This window comes from Pirellulales bacterium, from assembly GCA_019636335.1.
GTDB lineage: Bacteria > Planctomycetota > Planctomycetia > Pirellulales > JAEUIK01 > JAHBXR01.
Map to the genome: position 1 here is coordinate 163,229 of JAHBXR010000013.1, position 17,485 is coordinate 180,713.

The following is a 17,485-nucleotide window of genomic DNA, read 5'->3' on the forward strand; positions in this document are numbered from 1 at the left end:
CTATATCCCGTGGGGAAACACTTCGAGCGAGGGAAGCAGAATATGTCCAGTGCCGATGCCCGAGCGCAATTCGAAAAATTTCGCGACGATCCCGGTCCCCTCGACACGGCGCGGCTCGACGCCTACTTCGACACGCTCGAGCCCATCTCGTGCGAGCAACTCTTCGGCGCGTGGAAGGGGGGCGAGCTCAAGACGGGCCACAAGGGGAGTCTCGCCCTCAAGGCCCTCCAGTGGCACGGCAAGACCTTCCACTCGCGACTCGACGTCAAGCCGCTGATGTGCCGCAATGACGAAGGCCAACTCTACTCGAATCAGGCCATGAAGGGGGAAGCCAGCTTGTGGATGATCGAGTTTCGCGGCAAGACTTCAGCCTGCATGGTCTACGACGGTCAGCCCGTCTTCGACCACTTTCGTAAAATCGACGACCACACCGTCATGGGCATCATGGACGGCAAAGAACAGGTCTTCGATAACGGCAAGCACTTTTACTTCTATCTCGAACGGGAATAGAAGAGGTAGTGGTCAGTGGGCAGTAAAAAGAAGCAGGTAGCGGGTAGCACCGATCATTTTGCGGAGCAAGCTTCAGACAGACGCGCAGCATCGAATCGCAAAATGGTCGGTGTTGCGCAGCAACAAGAGGACGGGTGACCACGTGATTCAACCATCGACACGGCACAACGAAAAACAAATCCACGAAATCTGCGGATGAAAACCATCCCAGCCGGAATCCCTCCCTGACCCCTGACCCCTGACCACTATGCCCCCTGTTACCGCCGCCGTTGTCCGCGAAAAAGGTGGTCCCTGGTCGCTCGAGCCCCTCGAGCTCGACGAGCCGCGCGACGACGAGGTGCTCGTCCGCATCGTGGCCACGGGCGTCTGCCACACTGATCTCTCGATCCGCGATCAGTACCTGCCGCTGCCTCTTCCCATCGTCCTCGGCCACGAGGGGGCCGGCATCGTGGAACGCACGGGGGGAAAAGTAAAAAACCTGGCCGTCGGCGATCACGTCGTCCTCGTGCCGCTGAGCTGCGGCGCGTGCGGCAACTGCCAGTCGGGCATGCAGGTCTACTGCGACCAGTTCCTGCGGCTGAACATCGGCCTCCGCCGCCCGGACGGCTCCGCCACGCTCCGCGCCGGCGAGAAAAAGGTCCACGGCTCCTTCTTCGGCCAGTCCTCCTTCGCCACGCACGCCTTGGCCCACGAGCGCAACGCCATCCGCGTCCCGCGCGATCTGCCTCTCGAACTGTTGGGACCCCTCGGCTGCGGCGTCCCCACCGGCGCAGGCACCGTGATGAATGCCCTGCGACCCAAGCCCGGCGCGAGCATCGCCATCTTCGGCGCCGGCACCGTGGGATTGTCGGCCATCATGGCGGCCAAGCTCGTCGGCTGCACCACGATCATCGCCATCGACCGCCGCGAAATCCGCCTCGAGCTGGCCCGCGAACTGGGAGCCACGCACACCATCCACAACACGACGAGCGACCCGGTAAACGCGATCCGCAAGCTAACCGGCGGCCGCGGCGCCAACTTCACGATCGACACCACCGCCGCGCCGCAGGTGATGCGTCAGGCGGTCGATTGTCTTGCCCCACCAGGCACCTGCGCGGCCCTCGGCCTGGCCCAGGCGGGCGCGGAATTCTCGCTCGACATCAACACGCTAGGCCAAGGCCGCACCATCCGCGGCGTGACCGAAGGCGAATGCGTGCCAAACATCATGATCCCAACCCTGCTGGAACTCTGGCAACAAGGCCGCTTCCCCTTCGACCGCCTGATCCGCAAGTACGCCTTCCAAGAAATCAACCAAGCCGCCACCGACCTGGCCAGCGGAGCAGCACTGAAGCCAGTGCTGGTGATGGGGTGAAGCCCTTTGAATGGGGGACAATCGCCCTGCCGAGTCTCCGAAACACGATTCATTCTCAACTCGAAGCACGGTCCATAACCCTCATCGGGTACGACCGATAGGGTGTTCATGATGTTACCGGTTGGATAGGCGAAAACGGCCTTCATCGCAACGCGCCGAGTCGCGAGGGGCGCTCCGGCTGAATCGTGGAAGGTGGAGGCGGATTCGATTCATGCCCTTGGCCGCGACCGGCCGATGTTAATTTCTACCGGTCACGGATGCTGGGTCGAGTTTCGCACCTGCGAAGCCTGTCGGGGCTATGGAGCCCGGCGAGCACGCGGCGCGGGCGAGAACGATCCTCGGTCGTCGTGCATGGCAAGGACGCGGAACCCTCACGTCCTGCCCTGCATGAAGACACTCGTGAACCGACCGAAGCCCAGTTACCTGCGGCTGCACACCGAGGAACCGCCCCAAGTGGAGGTCTCCGAGGTGGCAGCCCTCGAGATACTGCCCGACCTGTCTCGGGCTTTTGAAGCGGCCACCGGCTGGGCACTGCACTACGCGCCCGGCCCCGCGCCCGTCCAAGATCCAGAGCTGAAATGGTCCGCCCCGGTAGAAACGGGCGTCGGAGCCTCTCTCGGACACTTCAGATTGGATCCAGGGCGGGCGCATTGGGCGCGCGAGCGCAAGGTGCGCCACGACCTGCCTTCGATCGAGCCGCTGGCGAGCGCCGTGACGCAGCTCACCGGTGAGATCTTGAAGGGGGAGCATCTGCTCTGGCAGCGCGAAGCGGAATTGGCCGCCGGCGTGCCCGTCACGCCCCATCGCGAAGAAGAGAAGCATCTCGCCGAGCGGCTCGAGGCCATTCTGTCGGGCGGCGCCCGCGCGGTGGGCTGCCAGGCCGCGGCGCTGTATCTGCTCGACGCCGATACCACCTCGCTCAAGCTGCGCAGCGTCTGGGGCCTGCCTCGGCGCAAGTTGGCCGCGCCGCCGCGGCAGCTCGATGGCGCCCTGGCCGATCTCGAAGCGCTGCTCGGCCATGCCATCGTGCTGGAAGACTCGCACACGCAGCTCCCCTGGAACGCGCCCGAGGACTTTCCCGCGGCCGTTTGCGTGCCGGTGTCGACGCCGACCGTTCCGTTAGGGACGCTATGGGTCTTTTCGTCCGTGCCCCGCGGTTTTAACGACGAAGAGACGAACATCGTCGAGATCGTTGCCGGGCGACTGGCGGCCGAGCTCGAGCGAGAAATGCTCCTGGCTGCCGGCGTCGCCGATATGCGCCGCCGACGCGACATGGCCGCCATCGAACGCTGGCAACAACAGCAACTTCCCCGCGTGGCGCCGCTGGTCGAAGGCTGGGATCTGGCTGCCTGGTCGCAGGCGAATGACTATGCCAGCGGCACGTTCTACGATTGGCTGCCGCTCGACCCCGGCCGTTTCGCCGCGGTCGTGGCGCAGGCCGACGGGGCGACAGCCGACGCGGCGCTGGTGGCGGCCAACGTGCGGGCCATGTTCCGCACGCATGCCGAATACCCGCTCGACGCTCGCTCGCTGCTCACGCGCGCCAATCGTACGTTGTGGTTGGCCTCGCCCGGCGATCAGCGCGCCGATGCCGTCGAACTGGTGCTCGACGAACAAACCGGCCGGATTGAATGGGCCCTTGCCGGGCATCCGCTCGTGCTGCAGATCGCGCGCGACGGGAGTTGGCGCTCGCTGGTCACGCCGGCCTTGCCGCTGGGGGCCGAAGACGAGGCGGTATTTCCACGCCAGACCGGCCTGCTCGAGCCTGGCGATACGCTGGTGATCGCCACGGCGGCGACCCGATCATTGTGTTCAGCGAACGGCTGCCCGTTAGGAGATGCGGGCATGGCGGAGTTGGTCGCCTCATTCTCGGCCGACAGTGCGCTGCAGTGGGCCGAAGCGATCCGCCTTCAGCTTGTTGAATGGGAAGGTGATGCCCGCCAGGACCGAACCTTGCTCGTCGTGCGGCGTCAGAGACGGTAGCGGTCGCGCAGGAGTTCGCGCCGCCGAAACGACAAAAGTGACGTGGGCAGACCAATTTCGGCCATGCGGAGCGGGTTGACTCTCTGCCCCGCGTGGTACTACACTTCAAGGCTCGCCGCGGGAATGGCGGAATTGGCAGACGCGCTAGGTTGAGGGCCTAGTGACCTTTATCGGTCGTGCAGGTTCAAGTCCTGTTTCCCGCACTACTCAAATCGTTCTGAAACACCAAGTTGTGTTACCTGCCGACGTTCGGCAGTGCAACGATCCCACGAGAGGCAAAACGGTAGATACCGTTTTGCGAACATTTGGGAGATTTGCACATGCCGAAGCTCGTTTCCGCACTGCCAAAATATCGTCAGCACAAGGCTAGTGGACAGGCCGTCGTCACCCTCAATGGCACGGACGTCTACCTCGGCCCGTGGGGCTCGAAGGTCAGCCGACTCGAATACGACCGCGTGGTCAGCGAGTGGCTACAGAACGGACGCTGCTTGCCTCGGGTCGACGTGTCGGCCGTGACAGTCACCGAGGTGATCGCCGCGTACTGGACGTTCGCCAGCGGCTACTACGTCAAACACGGCAAGCCGACCGATGAACTCGCCTGCATCCGCGTGTCGCTTCGGTTCGTCCGCCAATTGTACGGTCACACGCCGGCGTCGGAATTCGGTCCGCTCGCCCTCAAGACGGTGCGCCAGAAGATGATCGAGGCTGGCCATAGCCGCGGATATCTGAACAAGAACGTGAGCCGCGTCCGGCGCGCGTTTCGCTGGGCTGTCGAGCAGGAACTCGTGCCGACCCACGTTCATCATGGTTTGACTGCCGTGACGGGCCTGCGACGCGGTCGAAGTGAGGCACGCGAGACGGAACCCGTGAAGCCCGCTCCCGAGCAAGACGTCGAGGCCACCCTGTTGATGTTGCCAACGGTCGCCGCAGACATGGTTCGCCTGCAACGCCTGAGTGGCTGTCGGCCGGGCGAAATCTGCCTCATGCGCCCGTGCGATCTCGAAAGGACGGGGGCCATATGGCTTTACCGTCCAGAATCGCACAAGTGCGAGCACCATGACACCGAGCGGGTGATCTTCCTCGGACCTCAGGCGCAGGTGATTCTGCGACCGTATTTATTGCGCGGAGAGGCCGAATATTGCTTCCAGCCGTCACGACGGCGAAACCTTTGCTACTCGGTCAATGCCTACCGGAGACAAATCCACACCGCTGCAAGGAAAGCTGGCTGCCAGATATGGTCGCCGAATCAGTTGCGGCACTCTGCGGCGACCAGCGTCCGAGAGCGATTTGGACTGGAAGCGGCCCAAGTCGTGTTGGGGCATTCCCGCGCCGACGTAACCCAGGTGTACGCGGAGCGGAACCAAACGCTGGCCGCCCAGGTTATGGCTGAAATCGGATAACCACAAATTGGCGTGGTGGCCAACAGGCTGCAAGAAAGTCTCCGATGAACACGGCTCGTTCTTCTAGCTTCGACTCAGTCGCACGCGCGGTGCAGATAAATCGCAGCCTTGCGTTCCACAGTTCGCGAATTGCTGGACTCGCCCGGAAAATCAACTACGACCTGGCTGCCAACAACCGTCGCGGTGTCGCCGACCACCCTTGGGTGGCTGACGCGTTCCCGACGGTAAAGGATGCGATCGACGAAATTGTCGACTTCGATGATCGACACGCGAAACATCAGTTGTTGCGTGTCCGCGCGGGTAAGCGGGTGACCTGCGCTCAGCCGTTCGATAAAAGCTTAGAGGACGCCTTGATACGCCGGGCAGAAATCGCCATCGAGCAAGTTCTGCCGACCATTGCGACTCATGCGCCCCTTCTCAGGATCGACCCAAAGGCAGAGGCAAACCGCGCGCGCGCCGGGTACTTCAAGGACAAGATCTTAGTTCCAACCCGTCGCTTGTATCAAGAGCGCCGTGAGCAGTTTCTCCTCGAGCTTGCTGTGGCAAGAAATGAACCTCCCACACCGGAACCTATCGCACGCCAACCCCAAGTCCCGCGAAGGGACAAGGCCAGCGAAGCTCTAGACCGGTTGTGCTACCGACTTGACAAGAAGCGTGTTAAGTGGGATCGGATAGTTTCAGAAGTCCAGTCCCTAGCGCAGAAATTGGGACTAGAAGAGTCGCCAATTAACTCAATCGGTGGCGCCCGGCAAGCATCACAACGCTATGCGAAAGAGCATGGTGAGCCGCTGATCCCGCCTCGCAAGCCTGGCCGGCCAGCGAAGAAAAAACAACGCGCTCAGGCGCGTAAATAAAAGTAAATCTGCACAATTTTCTTTGTCCAGCTGCATGCTCAGAATCTCGTAGTCACTCGCGTCCCTTCGCGATTACGAGGAACCAAGAGCATGTCGATCGATTTCTCCCAAGAGCAATTGCTCAGCTTTCCAGGTGCCGCTCGGCGCCTCCCTGGCAATCCCCACGTCAGCACCTTGCACCGTTGGCGCCTGCGTGGCGTACGCGGCGTGCGGCTCGAAACCACACTCATCGGCGGCAAGCGATACACGTCGATTGAAGCCCTCCAGCGCTTCGCCGACCGCCTGAATGGCCACTCCGACTCGTTGGTCCCCAGTCGCCCCGCCACGCCCCCAGCCGCCCGTGCCAAGCAGATCGCCGCTGCTGACCGTGACCTCGATCGCGCCGGTTTTTAAGCCCGCCATTCCCCTCAATGAGCGGCCACGCATCGGCCGCAGACCCGACGATGCTCGACGTCTTCCTGGAGAGTATTCCCGCCGAGCTGAAGGCGCTCAGTCAATGGGTCTTGTGGCGATATGTCAATCGCAACGGCAAGCCCACCAAGGTCCCGTACGACGCGGCCACCGGCGCGCCGGCGAAGCCGAACGATCCTGCTACTTGGTCAACGTACGAGTTCGCCCGTCAAAAGTGGCTAAACCGGCCTGATGCGTTCAGCGGGATCGGCTTCGTCTTCCGCGAGGATGGCGGCTTGGTCGGCGTCGACCTCGACGACTGCATCGGCGACGACGGGGACCTGTCGCCTTTCGCCACTGAGATCGTGGAGAAGCTCGCGACCTACACCGAGGTCTCGCCGTCCGGGAAGGGTTTGAAGCTCTTCTGCCTCGGCAACCTGCCAATCGCGCGGACCGGCGTGCGCAATGACCAGCTAGGTGTGGAGGTCTATCAGCACGGACGGTACTTCACGGTCACGGGGCGTCAGTGGCCAGGCACGCCGGGCGCGCTAGCCGATCGACAGACGGAACTCCTCGAGCTACTCAACCAGATTCGTCCTGCTCGTCAGCATGATGTCACCACCACCGAAATGAGCAACAAAACGCCGGTCGTCTTAGCCTCGGACGAAGTGATTCTGCATCGCGCCATGACCGCAGCCAACGGCCAGAAGTTCCGCCAGCTCTACGGCGGCGACACCTCCGCCTACGCGACGCCAGGGAACGGCGGCCACAGCGAGGCGGACCTCGCCCTCGTGGGCCTACTGGCATTCTGGACCGGCCCTGACATAGCTCGAATTGACGTCCTGTTTCGGTCCTCTGGCCTGATGCGACCGAAGTGGGACGAGCCGCATTTCGCCGATGGACGGACCTACGGACAGGCAACAATCGAGCGTGCGTTACTTACTACGCGTGCATACTACCCCTGGAAGCGGCAACCCATGTGCTCCACACCCATGAACTATGTAGTCGAAGTCGAGACCTCGGCGGCGCCATCTCATGTCAGCAGCTTCGAGGGACAGTCTGACTTGGCCAATGGCATCCGGTTCGCTTCGCTGCATGGTTCGGACGTGCGGTGGTGCGACTCGCTGCAATCGTGGTACGTATGGGATGGTACACGTTGGTCGGTGGATCGCGAACGACGCGTCGACTCGCTGGCGAAGTGCGTTTGCAAGCATCTGCGCGAGCAATACAAGGCGTCGGCAAACGAACCGAATATGAACCACGCCAAGTGCCTCGCCTTCATCAAGTCGACCGAGTCGGCGCGCGGCATCGCGGCCATGCTCAACCTGGCGAAAAGCGAGCCTGGCATTCCTGTGCGGCCGGAACAGTTGGACCAGCAACCGTGGTTGCTCAATGTCGCCAACGGTACGATCGACTTGCGGAGCTGCGAGTTGCGTCCTCATCAGCGAGGCGACTATCTCACCCAAATGTGCCCAGTCGAATTCGATCGGACCGCGCAGTGTCCCCAGTGGAAAGCATTTCTCTCCTCCATCCTCGACGCCGAGACGATCGCCTACCTCCAGAGGGCTATCGGGTACTCGCTGACGGGCGTCGCACAAGAGCACGTCTTGTTCATCCTGCACGGTGTGGGCTCGAACGGAAAATCGACGCTCATTAACACCATCGTGAAGATGATGGGATCGGACTACGCAATGACCGCTTCTCCCCACCTGCTGATTGCCAAGAAGTACGACTCACATCCTACAGAGCGGGCCGACCTTCAACTGCGGCGGTTCGTTTCGTGCATGGAAGCAGAAGAGGGCGATCGGCTCGCCGAAGCACTCGTCAAGTCGCTAACAGGGGGCGACCCCATGCGAGCCCGAAAGGTGTGCCAGGACAACATCGAATTTCAGCCTACCCACACCATCTGGCTCACGGCAAATCACAAACCCGAGATTCGTGGAACCGATCACGGTATGTGGCGACGCGTCAAGCTGATCGAGTTCAAGACGCGCATCTCCGACGAGATGCAGGACAAGGACCTGCCCGAGAAGCTCAAAGTGGAGTGGCCAGGGATTCTGGCGTGGGCGGTCGAGGGCTGTCTCGCGTGGCAGCACGAGGGCTTGGCCGAACCGCAGACGGTGAAGACCGCCACGGCGAGCTACCGCCACGAGATGGACGTCATCGGGGCCTTCCTCAGCGAAGTCTGCATGGCCGACAAGGCCGCGACGATCAAGTCGAGCGAACTCTACGCTGCCTACACGACCTGGTGCGCGCAGACGAAGCAGACGCCCATGAGCTTGACGAAGTTCGGCTCGAATCTGACTACACGTCGCTTAAAGAAGCGCAAGAGCAATGGCGTCCGGTACCAGGGGCTACGCTTGCTCGATAGCGCCGGGTAGACCAGCTAGCTGGTTCCTGCCGAGGCCACAGCGGTCGAAGTCCTATAGAAGTTCTTCCCCGGCTGGTGCAGCTGAATTACTTGCGGCTCAGTGGAGGGCGCGGAACACTTGGAACTGTTTTCGGTGGCGGCATTACGGCTTCCAGCGCTATCACGGAAAGGTGTTCCAAGTATTCCAGGTGTTCCGCATCACGAGACGAAGGTAGCTGGCGCTCGCATAGGCCGACATTAGATACTTCGGCCAGTATGTCACGCTTGCTGCGCGTCTGCACCTACCCAGAACGCACGCACTAAAACACTGTGACCAAAAGCCTTGTGTCCGGCCTGATGACCGGTGCCCTACGAGTCTGCCCTACATGGGGCTTTTGCCACGCTCGGGAGCCGATGTTCGGTTTCCGCCGGTAGACGGTAGCGGACGATGCCGATCCCCTTGCTGTCGGGCTTATGAACATAGCGAGCCCACGGGCCATCGACCGAGCCAGGGAACTCCAGCACCTCTTCGCGCGTCCATTCGGGGGGATTGAGCCATCGAACTCGCAATTCGTCGAGTTCCTTCGCGGTGTCCGCGAAGGCGGCCTCTTGCTTGGTGGTCGGCTCGGGAAGCGCAACACTGCCAGCGATCAGCTCGCGTCACTCGACGCGTCGGGTTGCACCAGAGAACCGTCGATTCGCTCACCCTTGAGCCAGATTGGCCGGTGACCTCGCTCGACAGGTAAGGCCGTGGTATCAACTTTCTGACCGACCGGAAGACATGACTGAAATCGGTCCAACACGCCTTCGGGATCGAGATCGATGGCAGCAACACGCTTCAGGCACTTCCCATCTGCACATGACGAGCGTATCAACTGGACAAGCAGTTCATCGCTCGTCGGCAGCGAGAAACCGAAGAGCAGCAATGATTCCGCCTTGCTCATGGCCAGACGGGCAGCCTGCCACATCGTGGCGATTTCTGGTAGATCCTCTAGGTTCTTGCTCATGGTTGGCATGACCAGAACAGGGGAGCATTTGCCGTAGCAGTGACGACAATGGGATGGCTTAAATGGCCGGCATTGTTCGTCCGCCACAAGACACTGATACGAGCAACATGAGTTGTTAAGGCAGCGTCGCCACGCTATTGAACCGTGCGGCTTGATGATTGATCCTTGCCAACTGTCGTCGGCGAGTGACTCACGCCCATCACACGAGCAAGCACGGTGCAAGAGCGAGCGCATCTTACAGTGCGGGCAAGTCGGCGACCGGCTGCCATGTTGCAAGCCGTGTCTGTTCGACAGGATCATCTCCGCGATCGTGTCGTAGTTCATTGAGATTACCGTCGTGGCAGGACCGCAATCAGCGAGCAGCTCGGCCGCCCAGTTATCGTTGGAAACCTGCAACGAATCGCATAATCGCGACAGCGTATAGTATGCGAGTTGTTCGCGAATGACCTCGCAATTTCTCTTCGGCCCGCCAAGCCATCCTTCAAGAAGCCGCATCGGGGCAGACTTAATCTGTTCAAGAGCGACCAACACGCGTTCAACGTTTGCTTGCGCGATTCGCTCGCACTTCTGGCTGCAACCCACCTCGGTCACATACTCGAATAGCTCGGGAAACTCTTCCTTTGTCAGACGATCGAAATAGCCCGTCATCAAGGGCATGCGACCGTCGGTAGCGGCGGCGGAGAAACCGGCGCCCAAGATGACCACAGAAGTAGTCTCGATATCCCAATCCATCGGAGTCGATCCTTCTTGCAACACTGACACCAAAGTTGGCTCTGCCGCCGCCTTCATCCTATCGAGGCGCGACGATGTAGATCCAGGAGACCTCCGCCACCTCGTGGGTTCGCATCGAATTGTGGTGCTTCGTTACCTCATTGGCCTAGTTGGTGGACTCTCGCAAAAGGCTATAAACCGTCGGTCGGCTGAGGCCCACGGCGCGGGCGATGGCGGCGATCTTCTGTCCCTCCTGGTGGAGTCGGCGCGCTGTCGCCGCTTGTTCTCGCGTGGCCCTGGTCTTGAGACTTCGACCGGGCTTCGAGCCGCCCCAGCGCTTGCCGGCGGCTCTGGCGGCAGTTTGCCCTGCCAATACGCGCTCGGCGCGGACTTCGGTTTCGTAGGCCGCGACGCTGGCCAGCACGTTGGCCATGAGGCGGCCGGCGGGTGTCCCGAGGTCGAGGCCGTCGCGGAGCGAGACGAGATCGACCTTCCAGGCGGCCAATTCATCGAACAAAGCGGTCAGGCCACTCGCCGTGCGCCCCAGTCGATCGAGGCGCCAGATAACGATCTTCGATACCTGGCCACTGGCGGCGTTGGCCAGCAGGCGCGTGATGTCGGGCCGTTCCATCGAGCGCCCCGTGAAGCTGTCCTGATACCAGACAACCGGCTCGTCTTGATGCTCGGCCCAGCGCTTCAAGTCGGGTTCCTGACTGCGCTGGTCTTGCTGTTTCGTGCTGACGCGGCTGTAGATTGCAACGTGTTTCATCATGGCCTTTCGGCAGTGGGTGTAAGGGTTCAACTAAACTCGACCCTTGACGGTTTTTGCTCGTCGCAAGTCATTGAATTGCGTGGCCGGCGGCGGCCGATCGCCGAGGAGATTGACCCTTTACACTTCTCGACGATCGGCGCCGGCCGGCGCATGAGTCAGTCGGCCATGCCGCCGGCCTCAATCTCTTGCAGCATGGCGCGCAGATTGTTGCGGTGCTTCTGGGCCAGCTTGACGTAGGCGTCGATCGGCTTGCCGTCGAGCCCTTCGGCTTGTGCGATCATGCGGGCTCGCTCGGCGAACGGCTTGGCCAAGTCTCGGCGGGATAGCTCGATGCGCACGCAACGGCTCAAGAGGGGGCCAGCGTCGTCGTAATCGTCGAAGAGCGAGTCTTGCCCGTCGTTCGTCGTCGTGAATATCCAGACCACGTGCGCTGGCACACGCTCCAACAGCACGAGCAATTGGCGGATGGCATCCTTGCGCAGACCGTGCGCTTCGTTGACGATGACGGCTCGCCCGCCCTTGCCGAGCCCACGTGTGCGCAGACTGTCTTCGAGCGTGCGAAGTCGTGATGCCGTGCAATCGGTGGCGTCTAGCTCTTCGGTACACCAATCGTCAGCCACGTCGGCAGCAATCAGGTGAGCAAGGGTTGTCTTGCCCGTGCCAGATTGACCACTCAGCCAGTAGGATCGACCAGCGAGCCCACGTGCGGCGATGCGCTTGATCGTCGAGACGGCTTTGTCTTGGCCTACTACGTCGGCCCACGTACGGGGTCGGTATTGTTCGTGAAGTTGCACGGAAGTAGCTCCCAACTAGGGGTGAATGAATGAGAAAGCCGGCTCGCCCGCAGGCGCAGGACGCACCTCGGGCGGCCGGCATCGCGAGTTAGGCGGCGGCAGTCTCGACCGTGGCCAATTGCTCGGCTGTCGAGAGAATGAGCGCCACGGCGTCGCACGTGCGCTTTAGCGCTCGCTGGCAGGCGACAAGAGGGTCTAGCCCAGCATCACGAGCGTAGGCCGAAACGTACTCCCAGCAGCCACCACGATCGGCGGCCGTGTCGTGGCCGAGAATCTCCAGCACGATGGCCCCGCCTAGTTCGGCTACCGTCTCGCTGCGCCAGTGCTGGCCATGTTCGACAAGCTGGCCGAGACGATCATCGGCCGCGTGGATTAGCTCGTGTGCCCACGTGGAAAGGTTTTCAACGCCTAGTGCGATGCCTTGCCCGTGGCGATACCGGCCAAGAGAAGCACCAGCTCGCCCGCTGTACGTCTCGACGGTCAGACCCCACGCGCGAGCCACGTCGAACAACGGCAGCGACTCGATCCAAGCCAAGGCGACCGGATCGGCGGGCGGCAATTCCGCCCCTTCAGTCTGCGACAAGCCGAAGACGATGGCCGACTTGAACCCATAGAGGGTGGTACGCTGCGACGTTTCGCCCGTCTCGCGGTCGGTCGTCTCGAAGCGCTTCGTGCAAGGCACAAGGATCGGGAACCCGTGCTGCCCCTTCCGCACGTGCCGGCCGACTTGCTCCCATTGGCGGAAGCCACGGGCATCGCTGTAGCCGTGCAAGGCGACCAGCACTTGATTCGCCCACGACCATGCGCGGCATGGCACGCCATCACGGCGGCGAATGAAGATCGGGGCCAGTGCCTTCGGTAGTTCACCCGCCCGGAAGGCAGCGAGAATGCGGGTAGCAGCGTCTTGCGCACAGCCGTAGAATCGGCACGTAGACATGGCAACTCTCCTAGTAAGGGTTGTCGTGTTTAGGCTCGGGCGAGTGTTACAGCACTTGCTCGGGCCGTTTTTGTTGCGCGCAGAGTGCGCGACTGCGGGAATAATCGGCGAGCGACCAGCATTCGTCAAACGAAATCTGCAAAGTCGCGTCGCAAGTTATTCACCTGCAAGGTGAAGAAATATTTTCCTCGCGCGCGTACGTGCGCGCACGCCGCTCGCGCACTTATTTGCGTATTCTTGGTGAGTTGTTTGTTTGTTGTTTGATCGCTGTTTTGCAGGCGTTTGACGCCTGTCAGCGATGCGCTGCGCGCGACTGCGATCATCGCGAGTGCGCTGTCGGTCGCGCGCCGTGTTTTGGCGCGATGCAAACGAATCGGAGAGCGCGGCATCCAGCGCGCGCCGACGAGGGGACGGGGGTAGGGGGTGGGGTCCCCAACGCCGCGCGCCTGGTATCTACCAAGTGCCCGGAGAATTTTTCAACGAAAAACCGCGCGGCAACAGGCACAAGGAGCGCAGCTTGGGGTGACACGTCTCCCCACTGGTCGAACAGTCGAACAAGGGGGGCGCCAACGCAGGCCGCTTTCTCGTGGGGCGCAGAGTAGAATCGCAACCGCTGCGCAGCGGCGCGCCGTGACCACCTGGAGGGCCATCCGATGTCTGCTCGATGGTTGGAACTCCCGCGCGGCTGGAACAACGCCGTGCGTTCCGCGGTGCTGCACGTGATGGCGCTGGCGCATTTTGCGATCGTGCAGGCGCGGGGCCGCGCGGTGACGAGTCTTGATCCCCGCGTGCGCCGGCGGGTGAAGAATGAACGGCTGCGGCAGCAGTTGGCCCTGTCGCGCGAGGCGCAAGCCATCAAGGACGCGCGGATGGCGCGCATCCCGCCGGCGCGGCGGCCGCGCTATGCGCCCATTGAGCGGATGCGGATTCTGGAACTCAAGGCGGCCGAAGGGTGGTCGCTCGAACAGACGGCGCAGGTGTTTCAAGTCTCCTCACACACCGTCTCTCAGTGGCTGAGACGGGTTGACGAAGAAGGTCCTGGCGCGCTCGTGCAATTGGGAGAGCCGGTGAATAAGTTCCCTCAGTTCGTGGGCTATCTCGTGCGGTGCTTGAAAACGCTTTGCCCCACGCTGGGCAGGCGGAAGGTCGCCGAGACCTTGGCGCGGGCCGGCTTACACTTGGGCGCGACCACCGTGGCGCGGATGTTGCGTGAAAAGCCTCGCTGTGCGCCCCGGCCGGCGCCGAAGGTCGAACAGGTGAGGCCGCGCGTCGTGACGGCCAAGCGGCTGAATCATGTCTGGCACGTCGATCTGACGATCGTGCCGCTCGTCTCGGGCTTCTGGACGACCTGGTTGCCGTTCGCGCTGCCGCAGTGCTGGCCCTTTTGCTATTGGGTCGCCGCCGTGGTCGATCATGCTTCGCGCCGCGCGCTGGGCGTGAGCACGTTCTACAATCAGCCGAGCGCGGAGGCGGTGTGTGCCATTCTTGGACGCACGGTCAGTCGTGTTGGCACCGCGCCGAAATACGTCATCTGCGACCGGGGCATGCAGTTCGACTGCCGCGGCTTTCGCCGCTGGTGCCGGCGAAACAAGATTCGACCGCGCTACGGAGCGGTCGGCCAGCATGGAAGCATCGCCGTGGTCGAACGGTTCATTCGCACGTTCAAAGAATCTTGTCCGCGGCGGCTTTTATTGGTGCCGCTCGTGCGCGAGATGTTCCAGCGCGAGGTTCGTTTCTTCATCGAGTGGTACAACGCGCATCGGCCCCACGTGGCGCTCGGCGGACGCACGCCCGACGAGGTCTACTATCGGCGTTTCCCGGCGCATCGACGCCCGCGCTTTGAGCCCCGCACGCGCTGGCCCCGCGGCGCGCCATGCGCAAGGCCCTGGGCTTTGACGCGCGGCCGGCCTGGCGCGCGGCTGGAACTCGAAATCGAGTTTCTCGGCGGGGGAAAACACCTGCCGGTCGTCACGCTCCGCCGCGCGGCGTAAGCGTCCTTTGCGGTAAGCGATTGCGCTGAAAATGCGCGCTCGTCCCCGATACCGTGCATGTGAGAGGCTCGTTTCGCACGCCCGTACTGAATTATCAGCAAGCGTGCCGCGCCGACATCAGCGACGCCGCTGCCCTGCTTGTGCAAACCGCCTAAACGCTAACGCTAAACACCTCACACCTGTCCACTGACGATTCCCTGGGCCGCTACAGTGGGTCATGGGCGTGTCTCCTTGGGGGTGTGGTAATTCCCAAAGAAAACCGCGTATGGCCCGCCCTTTCCAAGATCACTTCACGCGCGAATGACAGCAATGCTGGCTGCCACGCGTTTACAGAAGGAATGATGCACTACCGCGAAAGACGTGGCGCAGTGGATGCTAGATGAGGTGCATCGCACTGGCGAGCTTTATCAGATAGACGTAATTGGCCAAATCGAGAAGCGATTCGGCAGGTCATACACCTACTACAACGACGCTGGCGGCCAGTCGATCGATCGAAAGGTGCTCAGTGAGTTCCGCAAGCTGACTGGCAACGATGTGGTTTGGCAACGCGGCGAGAAGATGTGGCGTCGGCGAGAACGCGGAGACGAGCCGAGCAGACTTCAGCCTTAGATAGTGAACACGCCCTGTTGAAATGAAATTGCCCCGCGTATCGCAGAAATACGCAGGGCACTTGGAAATCGCCGGCAGCTTGGATCGAGGTTACGATCTTTGCGCGCAAAGATCGTAACCTCGATCCAAGCTTGCGTCAACCTAGGGGTGAGACGTAATCGCGATCAAAGAAATCTCATTCTCTTTTGGACCATAGCACCAGAAGAGTCGATAGGCGCCCGGAGTATTATTCTGCACGTATGCCTCAAATACTTTCTTGCTCTTGTCGTACGGATGTTCGAGCGAATCATATTCGTGCGTGTTGAGGCTTGGATGTTTAGGATTGTTCAACAGGAAATCAATGGTTTTCCTAACTTGCTTGAATAACCCTTCATCTTTTGTCGACTTTGTCTTGCCGGTTTTCTTGCGAGCCGCCACGCTCGCCTTCGCTTTAGCACTCAAATCATCATAAGTCTTTCGTGCGTCGGGCAACCATACGGGGTTAAACATTGGTCAATCTTCAAGCTCCTCCAGCAACTTTCCATCTTCTTCCCAACTTGGTGGCGGATCGCTGAAGCGCCCCGCCGCTGCGTCAGCCAAGCCTCGGAATACGGCTGACTTGGCTTCTTCGTTCTGGTAGAGCCATGCTTCTTGCAGCGGGATCGACATTGCGAGCTTAACGCGGTATTCGGTCTGACCAATTTGCTCAATCAATACCTGTTGGTTCGCAAGCTCCTTGCCCAGCGTCAAACGCCCTTTGCTGTCCAGCATCCGTGGTGCAGTAGCCATTGCATGACCTCCCAAATTGATCCTTCCGAACTTCGTCCAATACTAAGCCCCAATCCCACTGGGGTCAAATGGGATTATCCCACTAGTTACTTCGGCATGGCACCATTAGGCGGTGAAGGACGATTTAAGTCATTACTACATTGACGATTGCGTTGCATCACGCTGCATCAACACCACCCGACAGAGGTGGTTGTTTGCTTGAAAGTGCCAGCTATCTAAGCGTCATGGCTGCCCAAAATGCAACCGGACAGCTACGCAATCCCGTGCTCACGCATAAGCAGCGACACGCTGGCCTGAGTCCAGTCTTTTCTGGTCTCTGTGGTGAACCGGTCGTAGTTGAGCACGATAGCGATGTCCGCTTGTGACGCGCCGAGACGGCGCATCCTCTGCACCTCGGGAACAACGAACTCTCGGATTATGCTCTTGCGCTCTTCTCGGCGGCGCTTTTCAAGTTCTCGACCGATCGCACGAATGTTGTCAAAGGCCATTGCATGTGTCCTACGGAATGTGGAAGTAGACATTGTGCTCGCCGAATCTGTCGTGCAAGTAGCGATGCAGGATGTCACTCGGCGTAAGGCAGTTCGGCAGTCGGGTCAAGCCTGCGTCGGCAAGCTGACCGACAAGAATCGCGATGATGACGAACAGCGCATCAGTGTCAGACTCAGGGAGCGCGAAGGGCGTCGTGACCTTCGTGCCGTCTGGCTGATTGATGGTCAGCGGCAAGCTGACGTTTTCTCGGATAAGCGGTTCAAGTGCCGACATTAGCTTTCGTTCCAATGCAACAAACTGCAAGCAATCGGCGCGACAGTATTCGATTGATTGTTGGCACCCCAGCCAACCTCATCCGGCCCGCCCGACATGAAGCTACCACGGCCTTCGCTCGCGATCTGAATCCAAGTGTTCCCATCTAAGCCGATGAAGAATTTCAAATCCGTTCCGTCATCCTCAATCTTCATCCAGAGTTCGGGGCCAATCGTCTCGACAGTCCAGCCGTTTAGTAACGTCGTGCTCGACGTTGTCTCGTTCGTCATCTTGAGAACGTAGAGCCGTGGCGAGGT

19 protein-coding genes and 1 tRNA gene are annotated in these 17,485 nt (G+C 61.1%); 10 read left to right on the plus strand and 10 right to left on the minus strand.

All coding sequences use genetic code 11. The features are described 5' to 3' along the window. The first annotated feature begins 42 nt into the window (after positions 1-42). The 8 genes from KF708_14505 to KF708_14540 all read left to right on the plus strand — a co-directional run bounded on the left by KF708_14505 (position 43) and on the right by KF708_14540 (position 8,869). Positions 43-510 carry a DUF4334 domain-containing protein gene (locus KF708_14505; protein ID MBX3413899.1) on the plus strand — a complete coding sequence of 156 codons (468 nt, stop codon included), beginning with the start codon at positions 43-45 and terminating at the stop codon, positions 508-510. A 247-nt stretch (positions 511-757) separates the two neighbouring features. Then, positions 758-1,861, plus strand: a complete 1,104-nt coding sequence (locus tag KF708_14510) for an NAD(P)-dependent alcohol dehydrogenase (GenBank protein MBX3413900.1) — start codon at positions 758-760, stop codon at positions 1,859-1,861. 399 nt (positions 1,862-2,260) lie between these two features. After that, the gene (locus tag KF708_14515) at positions 2,261-3,844 is read left to right on the plus strand and encodes a SpoIIE family protein phosphatase (GenBank protein MBX3413901.1); all 1,584 of its coding nucleotides are present in this window, start codon (positions 2,261-2,263) and stop codon (positions 3,842-3,844) included. A gap of 117 nt (positions 3,845-3,961) precedes the next feature. Then, positions 3,962-4,047 (plus strand) — tRNA-Leu (locus KF708_14520). Between the two features lie 117 nt (positions 4,048-4,164). Further along, the gene (locus tag KF708_14525; GenBank protein ID MBX3413902.1) at positions 4,165-5,244 is read left to right on the plus strand and encodes a tyrosine-type recombinase/integrase; all 1,080 of its coding nucleotides are present in this window, start codon (positions 4,165-4,167) and stop codon (positions 5,242-5,244) included. 44 nt (positions 5,245-5,288) lie between these two features. After that, the gene (locus KF708_14530) at positions 5,289-6,098 is read left to right on the plus strand and encodes a hypothetical protein (protein ID MBX3413903.1); all 810 of its coding nucleotides are present in this window, start codon (positions 5,289-5,291) and stop codon (positions 6,096-6,098) included. A gap of 90 nt (positions 6,099-6,188) precedes the next feature. Beyond that, positions 6,189-6,491 carry a DUF1580 domain-containing protein gene (locus tag KF708_14535; GenBank protein ID MBX3413904.1) on the plus strand — a complete coding sequence of 101 codons (303 nt, stop codon included), beginning with the start codon at positions 6,189-6,191 and terminating at the stop codon, positions 6,489-6,491. Positions 6,492-6,541: 50 nt separating this feature from the next. Next, positions 6,542-8,869, plus strand: a complete 2,328-nt coding sequence (locus tag KF708_14540) for a hypothetical protein (protein MBX3413905.1) — start codon at positions 6,542-6,544, stop codon at positions 8,867-8,869. 619 nt (positions 8,870-9,488) lie between these two features. Here KF708_14540 and KF708_14545 read toward each other — a convergent pair. The 5 genes from KF708_14545 to KF708_14565 form a co-directional block, all read right to left on the minus strand. Next, on the minus strand, positions 9,489-10,577 hold the full coding sequence (locus tag KF708_14545; protein MBX3413906.1) for a hypothetical protein: 1,089 nt from the start codon (positions 10,575-10,577) through the stop codon (positions 9,489-9,491). 145 nt (positions 10,578-10,722) lie between these two features. Then, a complete protein-coding gene (locus KF708_14550) occupies positions 10,723-11,328 on the minus strand; it encodes a recombinase family protein (GenBank protein ID MBX3413907.1) in 606 nt (201 codons plus the stop codon). Between the two features lie 155 nt (positions 11,329-11,483). Continuing rightward, complete coding sequence (locus KF708_14555; protein ID MBX3413908.1) at positions 11,484-12,122, minus strand: AAA family ATPase; 639 nt, start codon at positions 12,120-12,122, stop codon at positions 11,484-11,486. A gap of 88 nt (positions 12,123-12,210) precedes the next feature. Then, complete coding sequence (locus KF708_14560) at positions 12,211-13,059, minus strand: hypothetical protein (GenBank protein ID MBX3413909.1); 849 nt, start codon at positions 13,057-13,059, stop codon at positions 12,211-12,213. Positions 13,060-13,184: 125 nt separating this feature from the next. Then, entirely contained in the window at positions 13,185-13,448 is a 264-nt protein-coding gene (locus KF708_14565; protein MBX3413910.1) for a hypothetical protein, read from the minus strand. A 264-nt stretch (positions 13,449-13,712) separates the two neighbouring features. On the opposite strand from KF708_14565, the gene KF708_14570 reads away from it, so the two are divergent. Beyond that, positions 13,713-15,050 (plus strand): DDE-type integrase/transposase/recombinase, encoded by a 1,338-nt coding sequence (locus KF708_14570; protein ID MBX3413911.1) that lies wholly within the window; start codon positions 13,713-13,715, stop codon positions 15,048-15,050. A gap of 360 nt (positions 15,051-15,410) precedes the next feature. Next, on the plus strand, positions 15,411-15,659 hold the full coding sequence (locus KF708_14575) for a hypothetical protein (GenBank protein MBX3413912.1): 249 nt from the start codon (positions 15,411-15,413) through the stop codon (positions 15,657-15,659). Between the two features lie 141 nt (positions 15,660-15,800). Here KF708_14575 and KF708_14580 read toward each other — a convergent pair whose 3' ends face one another. The 5 genes from KF708_14580 to KF708_14600 form a co-directional block, all read right to left on the minus strand. Continuing rightward, positions 15,801-16,148 carry a hypothetical protein gene (locus KF708_14580; GenBank protein MBX3413913.1) on the minus strand — a complete coding sequence of 116 codons (348 nt, stop codon included), beginning with the start codon at positions 16,146-16,148 and terminating at the stop codon, positions 15,801-15,803. A 3-nt stretch (positions 16,149-16,151) separates the two neighbouring features. Continuing rightward, entirely contained in the window at positions 16,152-16,427 is a 276-nt protein-coding gene (locus tag KF708_14585; GenBank protein ID MBX3413914.1) for a hypothetical protein, read from the minus strand. Positions 16,428-16,678: 251 nt separating this feature from the next. Then, the gene (locus KF708_14590; GenBank protein MBX3413915.1) at positions 16,679-16,915 is read right to left on the minus strand and encodes a hypothetical protein; all 237 of its coding nucleotides are present in this window, start codon (positions 16,913-16,915) and stop codon (positions 16,679-16,681) included. A gap of 10 nt (positions 16,916-16,925) precedes the next feature. After that, positions 16,926-17,189, minus strand: a complete 264-nt coding sequence (locus KF708_14595; GenBank protein MBX3413916.1) for a hypothetical protein — start codon at positions 17,187-17,189, stop codon at positions 16,926-16,928. Continuing rightward, a partial coding sequence (locus KF708_14600) for a hypothetical protein (protein MBX3413917.1) occupies positions 17,189-17,485 on the minus strand: 297 nt, incomplete at its 5' end. The genes KF708_14600 and KF708_14595, both read right to left, overlap by 1 nt.